This window comes from Halomonas halocynthiae DSM 14573, assembly GCF_000425725.1.
Classification (GTDB): Bacteria; Pseudomonadota; Gammaproteobacteria; order Pseudomonadales; family Halomonadaceae; genus Halomonas; species Halomonas halocynthiae.
This window is the reverse complement of the sequence record NZ_KE384440.1, coordinates 21,999-40,993: the sequence shown is the minus strand read 5'-3', so window position 1 is coordinate 40,993 and position 18,995 is coordinate 21,999. Positions and strand designations below refer to the sequence as shown.

Sequence of the window (18,995 nt, the reverse complement as noted above, 5' to 3'; positions counted from 1 at the left end):
TGGTTACGAATAACAGCACATGCCCCCTGGCTCAGTGCAACCAGAACCAAAGATGCATCAGGCTCCAGGCATAAACACCGGCCATGATATCGTCAATCATGATGCCAAAACCGCCAGTAACCCGCCGATCTGCCCAACGAATCGGCCAAGGTTTGATAACATCAAAAATACGAAAAACGACAAATCCCCACAAGGCAGCCTCCCAGGAAAATGGCACGGCCGTCATGGTTAACCAATAACCAACAAACTCATCCCAGACAATTCCTGAGTGATCATGTACCCCCAGGTCTCGGGAGGTTTTCTCGCACAGCCACACTCCCCACACGAAAGTGACCAGAATCACTGCCAGATACCAGCCCAGCGGCAGGTCTGCCATCAACCAATAGAAGGGAATAGCAGCCACGGTACCAACGGTACCCGGAGCAAATGGGGCAGCACCGCTACCAAGGCCAAACGCCAAAAAGTGAGTGGGGCGTCGCCAGATTGTCTGTGGTGCGCGATTCATGGCTTATCTCCCGAAAAATGCTGCCAGCCTGTCAACCACTCGGGATCGACGCCTGTTACCCCCAGCGTACTGGTAAAACGACCGATAACCGTCAGTTCCAGTGCCAGCGCGTCAAGACGCTGCCTGGCCACGTTCAGCGCGGAAGGCGGTAGGCCAAGCAGCAGTTCATAGTCATCACCACCACCAAGAGCCGCCTGACAAGCCGCACTCTCTCCTAAGGTCTCAACTAGCCCGTCGGCCAGTGGCATGGAACTAATATCTAGTTCAGCACCAACACATGACGCGTCACACAGGTGACGCAAATCAGCACTTAATCCATCAGAAACGTCTATAGCAGCCGTCGCCAGCCCACGCAATGCCAAACCCGCCGCAATGCGAGGCTGAGGCAAAAGGTAACGCGCCAACAAGGGGGAGTCCAAATTACGATTGCCGGCCTGCCAAGCAGACAACCCTCCGGCTCCGCCGCCCAACGCACCAGTCACGGCGATCAGATCCCCTGCCTGGGCAGCACTGCGCCGCATTTCTTCACCGACCGCCACTTCTCCCATCACTGTTACGCCGATAGCCAGCTCACCATGCGTAACATCACCACCGACTAGGTGAATACCACTCGCCTGACAAAGCGCATGAAAGCCAGAAGCAAAACTCGCTACCCAGTCGGCATCAGCGTGTGGCAGCGTTAACGACATCAGGCACCAGCGAGGCGTCGCGCCCATGGCTGCCAAGTCGCTTAAGCTAACTGCCAAGGCACGGTGGCCGATAGCCTGCGCCGGTGCGTCAGGCGGAAAATGCACTCCCGCAACAGAGGTGTCGACACTCACCACGAGTTGCTGTCCTGGTGAGGGCATCAATAGCGCCGCATCATCCCCCGGACCCAGTACAATGCCTTCGGCTGAGGACTGAGACTCAGGTGCCAGATAACGGCGTATTAGGTCAAATTCACCTAGCATAAGCTACGCCTCAGCGCCGACGCGCAGCAACCTCAGAGGCACGCAGACGGGCGGCAAGCTTATCAAGAATGCCATTGACGTAACGGTGCCCGTCGGTCGCGCCAAATGACTTGGCCAGCTCAACACCCTCGTTAATCACCACTCGGTAGGGAACCTCCAAACGGTAGCCCAACTCAAAAGCACCAAGCCGCAAAATGGCAAGTTCAATAGCATCTAATTCGCCCAACGGGCGATCAAGTAGCGGAGCGATACCGTCGTCCAAGGCATCACGATGCTTAGCCACGCCTTGCATCAATAGGTGCAGCATGGCCAGGTCAGCAATCTCCATCACCTTATGCCAGTTTTCATGATCTTCAAGATCATCATCGGCAACCTGGCTGCGGAATTCCGCTTCAACCGCACTGATCGACTTACCGGTCATTTGCCACTGATACAACCCTTGTACGGCTAGTTCACGGGCCGCACGGCGAGCCAACTGGCTCTTGGAAGGCCGACGGGACTCGCTCATCGGTCGTCTCCCTCGCGAGCGCCTTCAAACTGACGCAGCAAAGAGACCATTTCCATGGCCGCCATCGCTGCCTCAGCCCCTTTATTACCCGCCTTAGTGCCTGAGCGCTCGATAGCCTGCTCGATGGAGTTGACGGTCAGGACGCCATTCGCTACCGGAGTATCAAAGTCCAGCTGCAGACGGCTCAGCGACGAATTGCACTCACCCGCCACATATTCAAAGTGCGGCGTACCACCTCGAATAACGGCGCCCAGCGCAATAACCGCGTCGGGTTGAACCACTTCCAGGGTACGCTTCACGGCCAGTGGCAGCTCCCAGGCACCTGGTACATGGATGATATCGATATTTTGCTCATCCACACCATGGCGGGTCAGGCTATCAATCGCGCCCTCTACCAAGCTGTCTACCACATGATGATTGAAGCGCCCCACCACAATGACGTATCGGCCATCTACCTCAATGAAGCGGCCTTCGAGCTGAGAAATCGGTTGCATGGTCTCTTTCCTGATCTAATCGGTCACGCGCCAATGCCACCCACGAGCAGGCAGCACTGAATTCTGTTAACAGTCGGCGCCATTAGGCGTCGCTGTCGCTTTTGTCTGACGAGCTACGTTGCAAGGAGCCTTCCTGTAGGTCTTCCGGCTCATAGCGCTCCACGACTTCAAGACCGAAACCGGACAGCGCCGAATATTTCCAGGGTGAACTGAGCAAACGCATATGGCCCACACCCAGCTCACGCAAAATTTGTGAACCGGTGCCAATGGTCATGAAGTTGCCAGTACCATCGACCTCGCTGCTACGTGCGACGCGGCGACGCTCAAGAAACACATCAAGCAGGTCATACAGATCCTGGGAGGGGCGGCCATCGTCCAGCAGCACAAAAACGCCCTGCTCCGAGCTGGCGACATCAGCCAAAGCGGCACTGGCCGCCCAGCCAGAACTCTCACCATGCTGAAGAGACAGCAAGTCTCGCATCACATTCGCCAGGTGAACACGCACCGTCGTCAAGGCGTCAGGCGTAGGCCGCCCTTTAACCAACGCCAGATGGTGAATTCCCTGAATGCGATCGCGGAACACATGCAGTTCAAGATCGCCGTGAGCGGTCTGCACCGGCAGCGACTCTATCAGCTCAACGGTCTGTTCATTGTGGATCCGGTAATGAATCAGGTCAGCGATGGTACCCATTTTGATACCATGCTCATGGGCAAACTGCTCAAGCTCAGGACGTCGCGCCATACTGCCGTCGTCATTCATGACTTCACAGATCACACCACTAGGCTCTAGCCCAGCCAACTCGGCCAGGTCACACGCGGCCTCTGTATGCCCAGCCCGACGTAGCACACCACCCGGCTCTGCCATCAGCGGAAAAATATGCCCAGGCTGAACAATATCCTCTGCACGCGCATTACGCGCCACAGCAGCCTGAACCGTACGCGCTCGGTCAGCAGCAGAAATGCCCGTAGTCACGCCGTCAGTCGCTTCGATCGACAGAGTAAACTTCGTGCCAAAGCCTGACGCATTGTCAGTGACCATCAGCGGTAGCTTGAGCTGCTGGCAGCGCTCACGGGTCATCGGCAAGCAAATCAGCCCACGGGCATGACGCGCCATGAAATTGATATGCTCGGCCTCGACCTTTTCGGCAGCCATGATGATATCACCTTCATTTTCGCGATCTTCATCATCAACCAGAATCACCATTCGCCCTTGGCGAATGTCCTCAATTAGATCAGCGATAGGGGCCATTCCCCCCGTGGAGGAGTTCTCCATGAATTCTCCATTGCTTCTGCACGACACCGGCAGGGTAAAATTTTGTGTCTCGAAAGCGCGTTTAAAAAAACGAATCAGAGTATCGCGGTGCGACCGATGACGCCAGTCACTCCCTAGCCACTCACTCCCTAGATAGCTCGCTGCCCAAACAGGGGCAGGGTACCGCCGTAATACGCCAGTCGTTGCCCAACGCGCGAATATCACGTATTTCCAGTGGTCGCTGTTGCGCCATACGCGTTAAGCCGGGTAGCTCCACAACAGGGCGAGCATCGCCACCTAGCAGCATAGGGGCAACAAACAGCTGCATTTCATCAACAAGCTGCGCGTCCAGCATGGCGCCAGCGAGCGTGGCACCCGTTTCCAGCAACACCTCGCTGACCTGCTCACACCGTGCTAAATGCGCTAGCAGCGCGGCAAGATCAATACGTCCATCACTGCCTGCTGGCAACACCACAAGGTCAGCCCCAGCTGCCTCCAAGCGAGCGCGGCGTTCAACCTCGTACCCCTCACACGTTGCGATGAGAGTTCTTCCCGGCTCACGCAAACACGCGGCGTTCGGCGGTAAACGCAAACGGCTGTCCAATATCACCCGTAGCGGTTGCTGACAAACACGTGGCTCAGCGTCAGCCAGGCCCAGCTGTTCAGCGCGAACAGTTAGCCGAGAATCATCCGCAATAATGGAGTCCACACCACTCATCACCGCACAGGAACGGGCACGTAAGCGCTGGACTTCGCGCCGCGCAAAAGGCCCCGTGATCCACTGAGACTCCCCAGACTGCATGGCAGTGCGCCCATCTAGACTCATGGCCATTTTCAACCGCACAAACGGTAGCTTCCCGCTCATACGACGAATATACCCAGCATTCAGCGCACGCGCCTCACTTTCCAGCAAGCCAACTTGCACTTCAATGCCTGCAGCCTTAAGACGCGCCATACCATTCCCCGCCACCTGAGGGTTAGGGTCTTGCATGGCAGCAATCACTCGTGTCACACCAGCAGCGACTAACGCATCGGCACAGGGCCCAGTACGACCATAGTGCGAGCAAGGCTCCAGCGTGACATAAGCGGTCGCACCGTTTGCGGCATCGCCAGCCATGGCTAGCGCATTGATCTCAGCATGCGGCTGGCCAGCACGCTCATGCCACCCTTCCCCCACGCAGTGACCATCACGCACCAGCACGCAACCCACCCGCGGATTAGGCTGCGTGGTGTAAAGCCCTCGGCGCGCCAAGATGAGTGCGCGGGACATCCATTGCTCAGGCACAGTCACTGTGACGACCCTGTATCATCAACACTAGGTTGCCGCGCAGACTCGTCACGGCTTACAGAAGGCTCCTGAGCGAGACGATCAATCTCTGCACGAAAGGCATTAATATCCTGAAAGCTGCGATACACCGAGGCAAAGCGGATATAGGCCACATGATCCAAGCGCTCGAGAGCCTGCATTACTTCCTCACCGACATCTCGTGCGTGAACTTCGCGCTCGCCCCGAGCTCTGAGACTCTGGCGAATACGCTCTACAGCCGCTTCGATAGCCTCAGCTTCAACCGGCCGTTTTTCCAGCGCACGCAACATGCCGTCACGTAACTTGGCTTCATTGAACTGCTCGCGCGAACCATCCGCTTTGATGACCCGAGGCATCACAAGCTCAGCGGCTTCATACGTTGTAAAGCGCTCGCCACAAGACGCGCACTGCCGTCGCCGACGCACTTGGTCACCCTCTGCGACCAACCGTGAATCGGTGACGCGTGTATCATTACCGCCGCAAAAGGGACAGTGCATAAAACCGTGCTCTCGCATCAAAAACGAAAAAAGTCACCACATTGTAACGGTTCACAGCCAATGAGCACAGCACTGGCGATGCTGCGGCATACTGACGCAATAGTCAGAAAACTCGAATGACATAATACCCCGCTAATCCTCTACTGGCAGACTATGGCTAAATTACACAATTCATTACATGGCCTTATTCAGCCCCCATTACCTTGCTATATAACTATCTACATGAAATGGAGCCCGACTCGACCATGATGCCCAGACGCACTCATTCGCGCCACACTGCACCGCTTTCACTTGCGCTGCTGTTGCTCTTGATGGCGCTACTCAGCCTACCGGCCATGGCCCAAAGCCTGTTTTCAAGCAGAGATGAGTTCTTGTCACCAGACCAAGCCTTTCAGCTCAGTGCCGTAGCGGATGACGAGCAGGTGCTACTGCGCTGGAATATTGCCGATGGCTATTATCTTTACCATAAAAGATTGGAGTTCAAGACCGCTGAAGGGGTTCTTCTGGAGCCGCCACTGCCAGACGGTGTAACCATCACCGACGAATATTTCGGCGAATCAGCGGTTTCCTATAACCAGCTCGATGTCAGCGTGGCGCCGGGAGACACCTCGCACTTAACGCTAACCTGGCAGGGCTGTGCTGAAAACGGGTTATGCTACGCACCACAAAGCGCAGACCTTCAGCTGTCGGATATGACAATTGTTGAAGGTGGCAGCCTAGGCACCGCTGCTACGACGCCCCAAGCCCCCAGCGAAGAAACGTCATCCGCCGCCACTGAAGCATCGACCAGCAACAACCTGGGCGACGACCAAGCGCTGGCCGAGCGTCTCAGCCAGGCATCTCCCTTCTGGACCCTAACGGCCTTCTTCGGCATGGGCCTGTTACTGGTATTCACGCCTTGCGTGCTGCCGATGATACCCATTCTCTCTAGTTTAGTGGTTGGTGCGAACGCTTCAGCCAAACGCGGACTGATGCTTTCTATTGCGTATGTATTGCCCATGGCAGCTACCTATGCCGTTCTTGGTGTCGCTGCAGCCTTGGCCGGTGCCAACCTGCAAGCCATGCTACAGACACCTTGGGTACTAGGTATCTTCGCCGCCTTATTTGTGATTTTCGCACTGGCCATGTTCGGGCTTTTCGAACTGCAGCTGCCCGGTCCGCTGCGCCAGCGCTTAGATAACCTGCAACAGCGACAAAAAGGGGGCACCCTGGGCGGCGCAGCAGTAATGGGAGTACTTTCAGCGCTACTGGTGGGCCCATGCATGACTGCACCACTGGCTGGCGCGTTGCTGTACATTAGTGAAACCAGCGATGCAGTATTGGGCGGCAGTGCGCTATTCGCCTTAGGCCTTGGCATGGGAGCACCATTGCTTGCCGTCGGTGTACTGGGTACTCGACTGCTGCCCAAACCTGGCGCGTGGATGACTCGGGTCAAAGCGCTGTTTGGCTTTGTACTGTTGGGCATGGCGATCTACTTCATTGAGCGAGTTATTAACGACGCCTTAGCGCTCGGGCTCTGGGGCGGCTGGCTTATTGCTGTTTCCGTCGCGCTATATCAAGCCGGACGCAGCGCCACACCATCGCCGGGTCAACTGATCAGCCGCACCACTGGCATTCTCTTTGGTCTATGGGGAGTCATCATGGTACTGGGCAGCGCTACGGGCAGCAGCAATCCATGGCAGCCGCTGAGCACTTTCCACCTCAGCTCGTCGGCCACCCCAACACAGCAGGTAGAGCAGGACTTCATGGAGCGCTTTGCTCCCGTCACTAGTTTGAACGACCTGCAGCGCCAAGTAGATGTTGCCAGCAGCGCTGGGCGCTGGACACTGGTCGACTTCTACGCCGACTGGTGCGTGTCATGCAAAGTGATTGAGAAAGAGGTATTTGGCGACCCTGAAGTGCAGGCAGCACTCGCGGATGTCAGCCTGCTACGTCCCGATGTCACCAAGAACAACGCCGCCGATAAAGCCCTGATGCAAGAGTTCGGCATCATTGGGCCACCTACCCTGCTACTGATTGGCCCTGACGGTGAAGAACGCCGCGCCCAGCGCATCATCGGCGAGCTTTCCGCAGAAGACTTCATGGCGCGCCTGCTCCAAGCAGGCCTTAGCCAGAAAGCCGCGACGGAGATTTCCCAGTGAACCTGCTACATCAAAGTTTTGCCATTGGCCCAATCGGCCTGAGCGTGGAGCGCTGGCTACTAATACTGGCCGTCGTGATTGCCTTATTAGCGGGTGCCTTGATGGGCGCTCGTCGCCGAGTTTCCGTCAGCGACAGCCTGATTACCGCTGCGCTGAGCGGAATAATAGGCGCACGACTGCTGTTTGTTACTTTGAATTACTCAAACTATGACAGCCTACTGGCGATGCTTGATATACGCGATGGTGGGTTTGCTCCGCTGGGCGGCATTATTGTTGCAGCGCTCTACTTACTATGGCGCTTGTGGCGCACGCCGCAACAGCGCACCCCACTCGCTGGCGCAGTGATTATCGGGACCATCTGCTGGGGGCTAACAGCGGGCAGCCTGATGCTAATTAACCAACAGACAAGCACACTGCCCGACATCCCTATGGCCACACTGGACGACACGCCGGTCAGCCTGCCTGAACTGTCGCAAGACACAGGCAAACCGCTGGTGGTCAACCTGTGGGCTACTTGGTGCCCGCCCTGCCGCCGCGAAATGCCTCTGCTAGAAAGTGCTCAGCAAGAAAATGGCGACATTGCTTTTGTCTTTGCGAATCAAGGCGAGAACCCTCTGCATATCACACGCTTTCTACAGGACCAGTCACTGAGCCTGAGCAATGTGTGGCTTGACGCCAACTTAACACTAGGCAAGGAACTAGGCGCTCATATCATGCCCACCACCCTGTTTTATGACGCCAGCGGGCGCTTGATCGACAGCCATATTGGCGAACTATCAGAAGCGACTCTCTCGCCATATTTAAAACGCCTGCAGCCATAAACAGAATCAGTAATTTGGCAAACACAACGTTTATAAACACTAACGTGACGGAGTGATCCTTATGACACAGCATGCACAAACAGGCCGCACGATAACCCTAGCCCTGGGGCTATCATTAGGGCTAACAGTCAGCGCAGGCAGCACATTGGCCGAGGAGATTCCGGCCCCCATTGCAGCACTTGAAGATGAAGGCCTGACCGTACACGGGACTTTTGACGCGCCCTCCGGACTCACGGGTTACGCGACCAGCATGCAAGGCCGCGAACTATCGGTGTATCTCACCAGTGACGGCGAGCATGCCATTATCGGCAACATGGTCGATGCTGACGGTAACAACCTGTCAACCGAGCCGTTGGAGCGCTTGGTCTCTGGTCCTCAGAATGCCCTCGATTGGCAGGCATTAGAGGAAAGCGCCTGGATCGCTGACGGCGATGATGAAGCACAACGCACTGTCTATACTTTTACCGACCCTAACTGCCCGTTCTGCAGTCAGTTCTGGCAAAGTGCCCGCCCCTGGATTGATGCTGGCGACGTACAACTGCGCCATGTCATGGTAGGTATCTTGCAACGTGACAGCCCACGAATGGCTATTTCCATGCTGGCTGCCGACAACCCTTCACAAGCACTTAATGCCCATGAGTCAGGCGACCCCATTGAGCCTCTCGAATCACTATCTCGTGAATGGGAAATGGAACTGCAGAAAAATCACGACCTAATGAAAAGTTTCGGCCTGTACGCCACTCCGAGCATTCTTTATATGGAAGATGGCAAATTACTCAGCAGCCAGGGAGCCCCGGCTCCAGATAAGCTAGAAGAAATTATGGGCAGCCCAGCCCCCTGAGTGGCCCAAAAAAACGCTCCGTCGCTCTGGCCCACTAAGCCAACAACGACGGAGCGTTTTATACTCTCTTCAACCTACACTCTCTTCAACTGATGCACTCAACTCGCGCGTTCAGCTCATACAGTCAACATGGCACACCAAATACGCCATGATTACTCACTGGGCGTCGGGTTCTCACCATAGTTGTCGCCCTCCCCCAAACGCTCTCCGTTGATCTCGTCACCGTAGAACCCCATGTGGTTGTGGTAGATATCGACGGTTTCATCAAGCGATTCCATAGTACGACGGCGCGGATCCTGTGGGCGCTCATGGCTGTTCACAAACGCGGCAACATCCCAGGCCTGCTGATCGGTCAAGGAGTACGGCTTGCCCAACGGCATATTCGCCTTAATGAAGTTGGCAGCAGTATTGACGCGATGCATTCCCGCCCCCCAGTTAAAGGCGCCATCGCCCCACAGCGGTGGGAATACCCAGCGCTCACCTACCTGCTGACCACTACCATCGTCTTCATGGCAAATAGCGCACTGCGCTGCGTAGACCTCAGCACCACGCGTAATATCAGGCTCTTGCTCCGCCTCACTCAGCGTCGGATAACTCCGTCCAGGCAACGATTCATTGATCGGCGCACCGGTTGACAGCCAATGCAAGTAAGTTTCAAGTGCAACAATTTCCTCGCTACCCGCTTCCGGCGGTACACCATTCATTGAGTAAGTGAAGCACCCCTGCATTCGATCGGTCAATGTATTAACTTTATCGTTCTTACCACGATACGCGGGGTAAACACCAAAGGCAGCCCACATCGGAGCGGAATGAGCCAGGCGGCCAGCATCCAGGTGGCAATTGACGCAGTTCTGGTCGTTGAACACGTGCTTACCGCGCAACGACTGTGTATTGATGAAAAGATCGCGCCCTTTACGAACCATGTCACCGTATTGGTTATCGGGCAGGTCACGCTCATGAGGCGGCTGGAACGTCACCTCGCCCTCAGGGGGAGCGGGTAACTGAATTTGATAGTCACGCTCTTCGCCATCACTGCTGGCGGCGTCCTGAGCAACAAGCGCAGGAGAAATCGTTAGCGCAGACATCAGGGCAGCGGCGGTCAACAAATGGGGGTTACGCAGTTTCATTTGGCGTCCTCCTGCTGTTCTTGAGCGTCAGCGGCAGCTAAGCTCTCCGGCAGCTCAGCGTAGTATTCAGCAATCAATTCAACCTGTTCATCACTCAAACGTTTAGCAATACCCACCATCAACTCATTCGGGTCATTGTGACGCGTTCCCTCACGCCAGGCATTCAGTTGGTTTTTGATGTATCCCGCGTGCTGACCAGCCAGGGGGGGGAATGTCGTACCAACCCCTTGCCCATTGGGGCCATGGCACTGGTTACATGCCGGGATGAACGTGCTGTCTTCCCAGTCGCCCCGCTCTGCCAGCCACTCGCCTTCCTTGTTCGGGTCAGCCGCATGATAAGCTGTCGGCAACTCAGGCCAGGAAGCCATTTCAGCGTAATACGCAGCCACATCAGCAATCTGCTGATCACTGAGCATGTTAGCAAACGGCATCATGGTCATATTTTCACGGTCACCCGACTTGAAGTCGTGCAACTGCTTGGCCAAATAATCAGCATTCATACCTGCCAAACGTGGCCAGGATTCTCCACCAGGGATATTCATCCCCATACCGTCGGCTTGGTGACAAGCCACACAAACAACGGCAGAGGTACCACCACGCTCAGCATCGCCTTGCTGGGCCAGTGCTGGCGTTGCTGCGGCCAACAGCAGTGCAATCCCCCCCACCTTACTAATTGTTATCATGGTCTTTCTCCCTTGTCAGTTTACTGCTCTCTTATGGAGCATAATGACGACACTACCAGAGGTACACAAAGTTGCACCTCTAGCCCACCGCCTTCTGGCTCGTACAGACTTAGCTCACCACCAAACCGCTCAGCGATGGCCGCTACAATAGCCAGACCTAATCCACTCCCCTGCCCTTTCCCCAACCGCCAGAATCGTCGCGGCAGGCGCGATAGCACATCAGAATCAAGCCCTGGCCCATAATCACGCACTTTGAGACACAGATGCCCGCTCTGCGATGCGTCAGCAACGAGTTTGACGGGTTCATCTCCACCATAAGCTAGGGCGTTATCGATAAGATTACGCAACGCCGTAATGGCTAATTCTCTGGGCATATCCAACACGGCATCAGGACAATGGTTGATAACATCAATACGCGTAACAGGCCCTTTCGCATCAGCGCAGGCTAACTGCATTACCTCATCGACTCGGCACGGCTGACCATCATCAAAAGCTATTCGCCCTTCGACTCTAGCAAGCATCAACAACTGTTCCAGGGTTCGCGCCAGGCGCTCTACCCCCTGCTCGGCCAGCGCAACAGAGTCGCGCGCAGCGTCGCCATCGACTCGGCTTGCTACCTGCAAATGCGTTTTAATTGCCGTTAATGGTGTGCGTAGCTCATGGGCGGCATCATTGGTAAAACGCTGCTCACGCGCCATGGCCTGCTGCACTCGGCCGAGTAGCTCATTCAACGTATCAACCAACGGACGAATTTCTGCTGGCACACCCTCAGTCGGTACGGGTGACAGCGCATCTGGATGACGACTCGCCAAGGCCTGGCGTAGCTTGACCAGCGGCGCTAATCCTTTAGAAACGCCCCACCACAACATGAATAAGCTACCTGTTAGCGCCACCACAAAAGGCACAACCGTCACTTCAATCACATTACGCAGCAGCAAATTGCGCTCGTCCATCCGGTCAGCTGTGGTAATGACCAAGCCATTGCGCTCATAGGTAAACACACGCCAAGTGATTCCCTGCTCTTGGCGATACATATGCCCCCGATCCCCCGGAGTTAATATGTCGGCCATGTCGGTATGGGTGCGCGCAATCACTTCGCCGCGGGGAGAGTGGACTTGGCAGGCCAGCCCCTCAATTGCAGGGATGGACAGTGCCGGACGCTGGGCCTGAGACCAGGCATCTTGAGGGAGTTGTTCCATGAGGCCCGCAACCATGCGCGCTGACTGAGCCAGACGTTGATCGAGCGTTTTTTCTAACTGATCATACAGGCCACTCAACAACCAGGTTGCGGCTAACCCCCAGAGTAAGGTCAGCGTCAAACCCAGGCTAAGCAACAGGCGCGTACGTAAGCTCAACGGACGCTGTTCTTTGAGGAGGTAACACTTGCCTCACCGAGCTGGTAACCAAGCCCGCGAACGGTCTTGACGATGCCCGTACCCAGCTTGCGGCGCAGGTGGTGAATATGCACGTTCAGTGCATTGCTTTCCACTTCTTCGCTCAACCCATAGAGGCTGTCTTTGAGGCGCTCAGCAGAGAGGATGCTACGCGGCGACTGTAGAAACGCTTCAAGCAACACCAGTTCACGTCGCGATAGCACAACATGTCGCCCTGCCAAGGTCACTTCGCGGGTGACGCTGTCCAGGCAGAGTGGGCCGTGTTCAATCAACGACCGAGCCCGCCCTGCACTGCGCCGGATCAACGCTTGTAAGCGCGCCACCAACTCGTCAAGATCAAACGGCTTAGCAAGATAGTCATCAGCCCCTTCCTGGAGGCCTTCAATCCGATCAGCCACCGCATCGCGAGCAGTGAGCACAAGCACCGGTTCTTTACGGCCAACAGCACGCCAGTCGGCCAGCAGGTCAAGGCCGTCGCCATCCGGCAAACCTCGATCAAGAATGACAGCATCACTGACTACGCCATCAAACATGGCGCGCGCCTCAGCCACACTGGTAGCCACGTCAACAACAAAATCATGCACCTGCAGGCCGGAACGAATACCGGCAGCAACCAGCGCATCATCCTCGATTAAAAGTACATGCATGCATTAACCCTCCAAGGCTGCATTGTGGCCCGCAATGATTAAGCCTGCATTAACTGCAGGCAAAAGTTTCGCCAGCGGGCAATCTGCTAGCCGAAAAGGCGTGCATGAACGTTAACGTCAGCGGCCAGCCGATCTCACCATTCGCTGGGAAACAATCCAGCCCAATGCCATAGCAAGCAACATGGCAGCAAGCGGCAAGGTCATACCCGATGCCGAGGCAATAGCCGGCCCAGGACAATAGCCCGACAACCCCCACCCAATGCCAAACAGGGCAGCACCACCAATCAAACGAGCATCTAGGTCGCTACGTTCAGGCAGCTGGAAACTCCCTGCGAATAGCGGATATTCACGGCGCAACACCACGCGATAGCCAATAAAATTGGTTATTACAGCTCCGCCCAGCACAAACATTAAGGTCGGGTCCCAGGCACCAAAGACGTCCAAGAAGCCCAGCACGCGCGCCGGATCTGTCATACCAGACACTGCCACACCAAGGCCAAATAACAAACCGGCAATATAGCCCATCACCACTTTCATGCCCCACCTCCAATGACATGCCTGACCACATACACCGTGATAATCGCCATTAGCATGAAGGTCAAAGTAGCAACAAAAGAGCGCCAGGAAAGTCGTGCCAGCCCACACACGCCGTGCCCACTGGTGCAGCCGCTACCAATGCCCGTGCCAAACCCAACCAGTAAACCTGCCAACAGCATGAGTCCTGGGCCACCAGCTGGCGCACCAATCACCGCCTCTGGCTCAGCGGCAACATTTCCAAACCCCAGTAACATAACCAAAACTGGGCCACTTAACAGCCCTAGCAGAAAAGCAAAACGCCAAGCGTGATCACCATTGGGCCGTGTTCCGATCAACCCACTGATAATGCCGCTGATGCCAGCAATACGCCCCAGCGTGGCCATCAGCCAAGTAGCTGATAAGCCAATCAGTACACCGCCGATCAGCCCATGAAGACTTGCCGTCCAGTCCACGTAAACCTCCTTCTATGTCGTTGATTAACGTTACTTTTTAACCTTACAGGTGTTAATACCGAAGAGCTGATAAAGCGGACAAGTGTTGAACAGCCCAGAAACCAGAGGCACAACGCCTACCCAGCCCCAAACACCAATAGTGCCGGTCAGCGCTAGCACAATCAGCAGTGCGCCAATCACAATACGGGCTACTTTATCGATTCCGCCTACGTTCTTTTTCATAATCTCTGCCTCTTATTCAAGTGGTTTTACAGATGATGGTGCATCAACAACGCCCCGCGACACGCTCCAACAACTTATTCACTCGCTGGCTGCAACATTAACTGATGCATCAACGGGCGAGCCTAGCTGGTTCGGCAACGCCTCATCACGCAGCTCACACCAGGCATCATAGGTGCTCAGAAACACTTGCCCGGTCAGCTCGCGACAAAATTCCGTTCCTTTAAGTCGGTCCATCACCGGCCCTTTAACTTCGGCCATATGTAGCGTCACACCGGCATCTCGTAATCGTGCATTGATTGCTTCTAGGCTCTTCAGCGCTGAGGCATCCACCCCATTCACGGCCTGGCAAGCCAATACAATGTGCTCAAGGCCCGGCTGATGCGCTGTCAGCGCCATGACGGTATCTTCAAGATAACGAGCATTGGCAAAATACAGACTCTCATCCACACGCAAGATAGCTAAGCGCTCGTCAGTTTCCACACGATGACGCTGCACGTTACGAAAGTGCTCACTACCAGGAACCCGCCCAACTAACGCGCTATGTGGCCGGCTGGTACGATACAAATGCAGGCCAATCGACAACGCGACACCTACCAAAATACCGCTTTCCACGCCGTGCACCAGCGTCAGCAAAAGAGTCGCCAACATAGCCACACCATCAGCACGCGAGTAAGACCAGGCCTCACGCACCGCAGGCAGGTCGATTAAGGTTCCGATTGCAACAATAATCGTGGCAGCCAGAGTCGCCTTAGGCAGATAGGCTAACGGTTCGGTCAGTACCAGCGTTGCAATGGCAATACCAATCGCTGTAAAGGCGCCCGCCAACGGCGTTGCGGCTCCAGCTTCAAAGTTCACCACCGAGCGCGAAAACCCACCGGATACCGGCGAGCCACCACTCACCCCCGCCCCCATATTGGCTAATCCCAGTGCAATCAGCTCCTGGTTAGGGTCAATGCGCTGACGACGTTTAGCCGCCAGCGTCTGCGCCACTGACACAGATTCAACGAAACCGACCAGGCTGATTAATATTGCTGCTGGCAACAGCGTTGCCCAAAGGCCAGGATCCATGCTGGGCAGCGCAAGCGCGGGCAAGCCGCTTGGAACGTCCCCTACCAGTGCCACACCGTGCTCCCCCAGCGTCAACCACCAAGCCAACAGGGTCGTGGCTATTACCGCCAGCACCGGCGCGGCCTTGGACAAAAGCTCGGCATGGCGCACTGACAACCCTGCGTCTGTCAGCCATGCCTTGAGATAACGCCGACAGATCAGCAAAAACCCCCACACCCCCATGCCCAGTAATAACGTGAACACGTTAATCTCATTTAACTGGCTGGCCAGCCCAGTGGCCATTTCAATTAGGTTATTGCCTGAGCCATTAATACCCAGAATATGGCTAAGCTGACTCGCTGCAATCAAAATACCCGATGCGGTGACAAAACCAGAAATCACTGGATGGCTCAGAAAGTTGGCCAGAAACCCCATGCGCAGAAGCCCCATTCCTAGCAGTAACACGCCAGAAAAAAACGCCAACACTAGCGCCGCCCCAACGTATTCAGCAGTACCAGAAACGGCAATGTCTGCCAGCGCCGAGGCAGTCATCAATGACGCAACAGCGACCGGCCCTACGGCAAGCGTCGCACTGGTACCAAATAGTGCATATAACACCAGCGGCAACATGCTGGCATACAACCCCACTTCAGGTGGGAGCCCAGCCAGCAACGCATAAGCCAGCGCTTGCGGCACTAGCATCATGGTAACAATCACTGCGGCCAGCAGGTCTCGTGTCAGGGTGTCGCGATGATAGTCACGCAACCAGCCAATCAACGGTATCCAGCGGGCGAGTCGCGTACTCAACATGGGCATGATTCCGTCTTCCACTTAATAAATAGCGGCTTAAACCTCAAAAGAGGTTGAGCGGCACCTTTAAATACACCTGGCCGTTACTTTCAGCGGGCGGCATTTCGCCAGCACGCATATTGACCTGTACCGATGGCAGGATCAGCCTAGGCATATCAAGCGTGGCGTCACGTTCAGTACGCATGGCAACAAATGCCGACTCAGCCACCCCTTGATGAACATGGATATTGGCGCTGCGCTGCTCAGCAACTGTCGTTTGGTGCTGGTATTCGCTGCGCCCTTCCGGCAAATAGTCATGGCACAAAAACAACCGCGTCTCATCCGGCAGGCTCAACACTTTATGAATAGAGCGGTAAAGCGTGCGGGCATCTCCGCCGGGGAAGTCACAGCGAGCCGTCCCGTAATCGGGCATAAACAGCGTGTCGCCAACAAAAGCGACATCACCAATGACATACGTCAGGCAAGCAGGCGTGTGACCTGGCGTATGCAATACACGACCTTGCAGCTTACCAATCGCGAAGGTATCCCCCTCTTCAAATAGCTGATCAAACTGACTGCCATCTCGGGCAAATTCAGTGCCAGCGTTGAACGCCTTGCCAAACACTTCTTGCACCACCGTGATATTGGCGCCAATACCCGTTTTACCGCCCAGCGCTTCATGCAGATAGGGCGCAGCCGACAAGTGATCGGCATGCACATGGGTTTCAAGAATCCATTCCACCCTCAGCCCTTCACGCTTGATGAAGTCAATAATTGCATCAGCCGAGCGTACATCCGTACGACCAGCGGCATAATCAAAATCAAGCACTGAATCGATGATCGCGCAGACAGCGCTTGCTGGGTCCCTCACCACATAGCTAAATGTGTTGGTCGACTCATCAAAAAAAGCGGTAACGATGGGCGTTGAGGCAAGAGGTGTCGACATAATTCAGGGCTCCATCAGAAGTGATCGTGCCTACATTATAATGTCTTTTTTATTATATGCTTAGTTTTTTTTGGAATATACTATCAATTACTGCTTCGCTCTTTTTATCATTTCAAAGCTTTCAAGCCACTCGATAACTCCCAGCCATCATCACCGCGCTATTCGTCGACTCATAGAACCAAGAACCCCGCTGATGACGAACATCAGCGGGGTTCTTGGTAGGTAACATCGTTCTTAGTACATGCTTAGTACACGACGCTTGGCCCATCACTCAGGGCGACGCTCACCACTTACTTTTTTCTTCGAGTCGTCGGTTTTTTCTCAGTAACGGCTGGCTTTTCCTCTGCTGCTGGCTTATCAGCCGCATCTGTTGCACCATCCGCCAGCGGTGCGGGCAACACCTCATTAAGCGCATTCATATACGCTGCATGCGCAGTCTGTGCGATTGCTGTTTTACGGCTCAACTCGCCAAGCTCATACTCAGCCGCTTGAATATTGACAACCAGCTGACGCGCCTGCTCTGAAAGTTGCCCCAAGTCATACAGCTTGCCACCCACATTCAGCGTTTGCGTGTTTTCCTGAACGCCTGACGTGCTTTGTGCAGCCTGTGCGACCGTTTCATTTTTCGCCATGTCCTACTCCTTGATTCATTACGAATTGATAAGCGCTATGGTGCCAAACTCACGTTCAGATAAATACCCAGCAAACATGAACATCTGATACACACCATAGGCAGACAAGCAGCGCGGCAGCCATGCCTTACCAAACTGCCATAAGACGTCACGGCCAACCGACTCTTTCACGCCATGCGTCCTCACATCACACGCACTCACGTCAGGCTCAGGCAGCAACGATTCAGAACGTAAAAGTCGCGACCGAGGTGTCGCGCATCATTTCACCAATCGGGCCTGGCGCAGCAACACTAATACCATCACGCAGATCGTCTTCACTATGCTCGCTATTAGGCAGGTAGATGGCACACACCTGAACCTCAGCACCCTCATTCATCATTCTCATGCGCTGGTGACGCGCGTCCTTACGTCGCAGCAGCCCCAATGCGCTAGCTGACGCGTGGCTACTCTCGCCGTTTCAGCTTTTAACTTTAGGAGGCTCGACCTCAAGCTTCTGAGCAATAATAACCGCCTGGGTACGAGAGTGAACGCCCAGCTTACGTAGAATGGCAGTAACATGCGCTTTAATAGTGGCTTCTGAAACACTCAACTCATAGGCAATCTGCTTATTCAGCAAGCCTTCAGTCAGCATATTGAGCACTCGAAACTGTTGTGGGGTCAGCGACGCTATCGCTTCAGCAAACTTCGTGTCTTCTTCATCAGCATCCGCCAGGGTGTCTGCCATTTCAGCAGGCAGCCACACCTCACCATTCAGAATCTCTCCTACGGCTTCCGCAATTAACGACAGCGAAGACGATTTAGGAATAAACCCCGACGCACCGTAGTCAATAGCTCGACGCACCACATGGGGTTCGTCGCTTCCCGAAACCACAGCCACCGGAATTTCCGGCGCTTGGCTACGGAGCTGAATCAAGCCTGAAAACCCATGAGCTCCCGGCATGTGCAAATCCAGCAGAATCAAATCCGCATCGGGGTGACGCGTGACCACCTCTGTCGTGGCCTCCATGGTATCAGCTTCTACAATTTCGGCCTGAGTTCCCACTTGACGCAACGCCTGAGTCAAAGCTGCACGAAACAAGGGATGGTCATCAGCAACGATGAACTTCTGAGCAACTGTCATGGGCTCTCCTCCTAATACCTTGAGCAATGCGCCGCACCATTAGCGAATGCATTATTTATTGATTCATGTTAACCCAGCCCAGCC

Annotated in this window: 23 protein-coding genes; 3 read left to right on the top strand and 20 right to left on the bottom strand. The window is 55.1% G+C overall.

Annotated elements, in window-relative coordinates:
* Positions 1-31: 31 nt before the first annotated feature.
* From H616_RS0109305 to nrdR, 7 genes are all read right to left on the bottom strand, one after another.
* Complete coding sequence (locus H616_RS0109305) at positions 32-505, bottom strand: phosphatidylglycerophosphatase A family protein (protein WP_027967124.1); 474 nt, start codon at positions 503-505, stop codon at positions 32-34.
* Positions 502-1,455: a thiamine-phosphate kinase gene (gene thiL / locus H616_RS0109300; RefSeq protein WP_027967123.1), complete on the bottom strand. Its 954-nt coding sequence runs from the start codon at positions 1,453-1,455 to the stop codon at positions 502-504. Before thiL ends, H616_RS0109305 begins: the two co-directional genes overlap by 4 nt.
* A gap of 10 nt (positions 1,456-1,465) precedes the next feature.
* Positions 1,466-1,963 (bottom strand): transcription antitermination factor NusB, encoded by a 498-nt coding sequence (gene nusB / locus H616_RS0109295; RefSeq protein ID WP_027967122.1) that lies wholly within the window; start codon positions 1,961-1,963, stop codon positions 1,466-1,468.
* The gene (gene ribH / locus H616_RS0109290; protein ID WP_027967121.1) at positions 1,960-2,457 is read right to left on the bottom strand and encodes a 6,7-dimethyl-8-ribityllumazine synthase; all 498 of its coding nucleotides are present in this window, start codon (positions 2,455-2,457) and stop codon (positions 1,960-1,962) included. Before ribH ends, nusB begins: the two co-directional genes overlap by 4 nt.
* Positions 2,458-2,539: 82 nt before the next feature.
* Complete coding sequence (gene ribBA, locus H616_RS14635) at positions 2,540-3,730, bottom strand: bifunctional 3,4-dihydroxy-2-butanone-4-phosphate synthase/GTP cyclohydrolase II (RefSeq protein ID WP_035572975.1); 1,191 nt, start codon at positions 3,728-3,730, stop codon at positions 2,540-2,542.
* Between the two features lie 121 nt (positions 3,731-3,851).
* Positions 3,852-4,979, bottom strand: coding sequence for a bifunctional diaminohydroxyphosphoribosylaminopyrimidine deaminase/5-amino-6-(5-phosphoribosylamino)uracil reductase RibD (ribD, locus tag H616_RS14630; protein WP_051234171.1), 1,128 nt, complete (start codon positions 4,977-4,979; stop codon positions 3,852-3,854).
* 17 nt (positions 4,980-4,996) lie between these two features.
* Entirely contained in the window at positions 4,997-5,512 is a 516-nt protein-coding gene (gene nrdR / locus H616_RS0109275; protein WP_027967120.1) for a transcriptional regulator NrdR, read from the bottom strand.
* Positions 5,513-5,757: 245 nt separating this feature from the next.
* On the opposite strand from nrdR, the gene dsbD reads away from it, so the two are divergent.
* From dsbD to dsbG, 3 genes are all read left to right on the top strand, one after another.
* A complete protein-coding gene (gene dsbD / locus H616_RS0109270) occupies positions 5,758-7,653 on the top strand; it encodes a protein-disulfide reductase DsbD (RefSeq protein WP_240470572.1) in 1,896 nt (631 codons plus the stop codon).
* Positions 7,650-8,474 (top strand): prolipoprotein diacylglyceryl transferase family protein, encoded by an 825-nt coding sequence (locus H616_RS0109265; RefSeq protein ID WP_338035750.1) that lies wholly within the window; start codon positions 7,650-7,652, stop codon positions 8,472-8,474. Before dsbD ends, H616_RS0109265 begins: the two co-directional genes overlap by 4 nt.
* A gap of 61 nt (positions 8,475-8,535) precedes the next feature.
* On the top strand, positions 8,536-9,315 hold the full coding sequence (dsbG, locus tag H616_RS0109260) for a thiol:disulfide interchange protein DsbG (protein ID WP_051234169.1): 780 nt from the start codon (positions 8,536-8,538) through the stop codon (positions 9,313-9,315).
* Between the two features lie 152 nt (positions 9,316-9,467).
* Here the strand turns inward: dsbG and H616_RS14625 are convergent, their stop codons facing one another.
* The 13 genes from H616_RS14625 to H616_RS0109195 form a co-directional block, all read right to left on the bottom strand.
* Complete coding sequence (locus H616_RS14625; protein ID WP_035572974.1) at positions 9,468-10,442, bottom strand: c-type cytochrome; 975 nt, start codon at positions 10,440-10,442, stop codon at positions 9,468-9,470.
* Positions 10,439-11,125 carry a c-type cytochrome gene (locus tag H616_RS14620; protein WP_035572973.1) on the bottom strand — a complete coding sequence of 229 codons (687 nt, stop codon included), beginning with the start codon at positions 11,123-11,125 and terminating at the stop codon, positions 10,439-10,441. The genes H616_RS14625 and H616_RS14620 overlap by 4 nt, the downstream gene beginning before the upstream one ends.
* 20 nt (positions 11,126-11,145) lie before the next feature.
* A complete protein-coding gene (locus H616_RS0109245) occupies positions 11,146-12,480 on the bottom strand; it encodes an ATP-binding protein (protein WP_027967116.1) in 1,335 nt (444 codons plus the stop codon).
* On the bottom strand, positions 12,477-13,166 hold the full coding sequence (locus H616_RS0109240) for a response regulator (RefSeq protein WP_027967115.1): 690 nt from the start codon (positions 13,164-13,166) through the stop codon (positions 12,477-12,479). Before H616_RS0109240 ends, H616_RS0109245 begins: the two co-directional genes overlap by 4 nt.
* Positions 13,167-13,283: 117 nt before the next feature.
* Positions 13,284-13,703, bottom strand: coding sequence for a DUF6691 family protein (locus H616_RS0109235; RefSeq protein ID WP_027967114.1), 420 nt, complete (start codon positions 13,701-13,703; stop codon positions 13,284-13,286).
* Positions 13,700-14,155 carry a YeeE/YedE family protein gene (locus H616_RS0109230; RefSeq protein WP_027967113.1) on the bottom strand — a complete coding sequence of 152 codons (456 nt, stop codon included), beginning with the start codon at positions 14,153-14,155 and terminating at the stop codon, positions 13,700-13,702. The genes H616_RS0109235 and H616_RS0109230 overlap by 4 nt, the downstream gene beginning before the upstream one ends.
* A gap of 30 nt (positions 14,156-14,185) precedes the next feature.
* Complete coding sequence (locus H616_RS0109225; RefSeq protein ID WP_027967112.1) at positions 14,186-14,377, bottom strand: YgaP family membrane protein; 192 nt, start codon at positions 14,375-14,377, stop codon at positions 14,186-14,188.
* Between the two features lie 78 nt (positions 14,378-14,455).
* Positions 14,456-16,234, bottom strand: coding sequence for a SulP family inorganic anion transporter (locus H616_RS0109220; protein ID WP_035572972.1), 1,779 nt, complete (start codon positions 16,232-16,234; stop codon positions 14,456-14,458).
* A gap of 43 nt (positions 16,235-16,277) precedes the next feature.
* Positions 16,278-17,159, bottom strand: a complete 882-nt coding sequence (locus tag H616_RS0109215; RefSeq protein WP_027967110.1) for an MBL fold metallo-hydrolase — start codon at positions 17,157-17,159, stop codon at positions 16,278-16,280.
* Positions 17,160-17,449: 290 nt separating this feature from the next.
* Positions 17,450-17,791: a DUF6447 family protein gene (locus H616_RS14615; RefSeq protein ID WP_035572971.1), complete on the bottom strand. Its 342-nt coding sequence runs from the start codon at positions 17,789-17,791 to the stop codon at positions 17,450-17,452.
* Positions 17,792-17,809: 18 nt separating this feature from the next.
* A complete protein-coding gene (locus H616_RS15570) occupies positions 17,810-17,962 on the bottom strand; it encodes a hypothetical protein (RefSeq protein ID WP_156906445.1) in 153 nt (50 codons plus the stop codon).
* 52 nt (positions 17,963-18,014) lie between these two features.
* A complete protein-coding gene (locus H616_RS15565; RefSeq protein ID WP_156906444.1) occupies positions 18,015-18,176 on the bottom strand; it encodes a hypothetical protein in 162 nt (53 codons plus the stop codon).
* 72 nt (positions 18,177-18,248) lie between these two features.
* The gene (locus H616_RS0109195; protein ID WP_027967109.1) at positions 18,249-18,911 is read right to left on the bottom strand and encodes a response regulator; all 663 of its coding nucleotides are present in this window, start codon (positions 18,909-18,911) and stop codon (positions 18,249-18,251) included.
* Positions 18,912-18,995 lie beyond the last annotated feature (84 nt).